The sequence below is a fragment of the Streptomyces sp. SID5910 genome (genome assembly GCF_009862125.1).
Lineage (GTDB): Bacteria > Actinomycetota > Actinomycetes > Streptomycetales > Streptomycetaceae > Streptomyces.
On sequence record NZ_WWHX01000784.1, the window covers coordinates 1 to 2,440 of the forward strand.

Annotated in this window: 3 protein-coding genes; all 3 read left to right on the forward strand. The window is 75.4% G+C overall.

All coding sequences use genetic code 11. From position 1 onward, the window contains the following. Positions 1-215, forward strand: a 215-nt coding sequence (locus GTW67_RS27805; RefSeq protein ID WP_202437786.1) for a pantoate--beta-alanine ligase, incomplete at its 5' end; no start/stop codon positions are given. Then, the gene (locus GTW67_RS27810; protein ID WP_161167519.1) at positions 212-1,945 is read left to right on the forward strand and encodes an L-aspartate oxidase; all 1,734 of its coding nucleotides are present in this window, start codon (positions 212-214) and stop codon (positions 1,943-1,945) included. The genes GTW67_RS27805 and GTW67_RS27810, both read left to right, overlap by 4 nt. Before the next feature lie 5 nt (positions 1,946-1,950). Next, a partial coding sequence (locus GTW67_RS27815; RefSeq protein ID WP_524539830.1) for a nicotinate-nucleotide diphosphorylase occupies positions 1,951-2,440 on the forward strand: 490 nt, incomplete at its 3' end.

Below are 2,440 nucleotides of genomic sequence, written 5' to 3' on the forward strand. Positions count from 1 at the left end.
CCACGGCGGTCCGCGCCGCCGCCGGCCTGGTCCTGGAGGACGCCGCGCGTCTCGACCCGCCGCTGGAGCTGGACTACCTCGCCCTGGTCGACCCGTCCGACTTCACCGAGATCGGCGACGACCACACCGGCGAGGCCGTCCTCGCCGTCGCGGCCCGGGTCGGCGCGACCCGGCTGATCGACAACGTCCCCCTCACCTTCGGAGCCGCCTCGTGACCAGCACAGGCATACGACTGCACGCACCCGCGCCCGGCTGGGCCATCACGGCGGACGTGGTGGTCGTCGGCTCCGGCGTCGCGGGCCTCACCGCCGCGCTGCGCTGCGAGGCGTCCGGCCTGAACACGGTCGTCGTCACCAAGGCCCGCCTCGACGACGGCTCCACGCGCTGGGCACAGGGCGGCATCGCCGCCGCCCTCGGCGAGGGCGACACCCCCGAGCAGCACCTCGACGACACCCTGGTGGCCGGCGCGGGCCTGTGCGACCCGGAGGCCGTCCGCCTCCTGGTCACGGAGGGCCCCGACGCCGTACGCCGGCTCATCGAGACCGGCGCGCACTTCGACGAGTCGTCCGAGGGCGGCCTCGCCCTCACCCGCGAGGGCGGCCACCACCGCCGCCGCATCGCCCACGCGGGCGGCGACGCCACGGGCGCGGAGATCTCCCGCGCGCTGGTCGAGGCGGTACGCGCGCGGGGCATCCGCACGATCGAGAACGCCCTCGTCCTGGACCTCCTCACGGACGCCGACGGCCGCACCGCGGGCGTCACCCTGCACGTCATGGGCGAGGGCCAGCACGACGGCGTAGGGGCGGTCCACGCACCGGCCGTGGTCCTGGCGACCGGCGGCATGGGCCAGGTCTTCTCGGCGACGACGAACCCGTCCGTCTCCACGGGCGACGGCGTGGCGCTCGCCCTGCGCGCGGGCGCCGAGGTGAGCGACCTGGAGTTCGTCCAGTTCCACCCCACGGTCCTCTTCCTCGGCCCGGACGCGGAGGGCCAGCAGCCGCTGGTCTCCGAGGCGGTACGCGGCGAGGGCGCCCACCTGGTGGACGCCGACGGGGTGCGCTTCATGCTGGGCCGGCACGAACTCGCGGAACTGGCGCCCCGGGACATCGTCGCCAAGGGCATCACGCGCCGCATGCAGGAGAAGGGCGCCGAGCACATGTACCTCGACGCCCGCCACTTCGGCGCCGAGATGTGGGAGCACCGCTTCCCCACGATCCTCGCCGCCTGCCGCGCGCACGGCATCGACCCGGTCACCGAGCCGGTCCCGGTCGCCCCGGCCGCGCACTACGCCTCCGGCGGCGTCCGCACCGACGCCTCGGGCCGCACCACGGTCCCCGGCCTCTACGCGTGCGGGGAGGTCGCCTGCACGGGCGTGCACGGCGCCAACCGCCTCGCGTCGAACTCCCTCCTGGAGGGCCTGGTCTACGCCGAGCGCATCGCCGCCGACGTCGCGGCGGGCCACGCCGACGGCACGCTCCACGCGCGCGTACCGGCACCGCTGCCGCAGGCGGCCCACCCGGCGCACCCCCTCCTCCCGCCGGAGGCCCGCTTCGCCATCCAGCGGATCATGACGGACGGCGCCGGCGTACTGCGCTCGGCCGATTCCCTCACCCGCGCCGCCGACCGGCTCCACCACCTGCACACCGAGGCCCGCGACGCCCTCCAGGAGAACGGCAAGACGGCCGAGCCCGGCGTCGACACGTGGGAGGCGACGAACCTCCTGTGCGTGGCCCGCGTCCTGGTGGCCGCGGCGGCCCGGCGCGAGGAGACGCGGGGCTGCCACTGGCGCGAGGACCACGCGGACCGCAATGACACGACATGGCGCCGCCACATCGTCGTAAGCCTGAACCCGGACCGAACCCTCGCCGCGCACACCACGGACACGCCAGAATTCCCCCCGACCACCCCGAGCCCCCAGCCGGCGCAGCGCCCCCAGGAGCAGTGACGACAGTGAACACCCCCGACCTTCCCCTCGCCTCCGGCGGCGGCTGCGGCGACGGCTGCGCCTGCGGCGCGGACACCGACGCAGAGGCGTACCTGGAGTGCGGCCTCGACCCCGCGCTCGCCGCCCTTCTGCTCGACTCCGGCCTCGACCCCGTGGAGGTCGAGGACATCGCGAACGTCGCCCTCCAGGAGGACCTGGCCCACGGCGTGGACGTGACGACGGTCGCGACCATCCCCGAGGACGCGGTGGCCACCGCGGACTTCACCGCGCGCGAGGCGGGCGTCGTGGCGGGCCTCAGGGTCGCCGAGGCGGTCCTGTCGATCGTCGCGACGGACGAGTTCGAAGTGGAACGCCACGTGGCGGACGGCGACCGGGTGGAGCCCGGCCAGAAGCTGCTGTCGGTCACCACCCGTACCCGCGACCTCCTCACCGCCGAGCGCAGCGCGCTCAACCTCCTGTGCCGCCTGTCGGGCATCGCGACCGCCACGCGCGCGT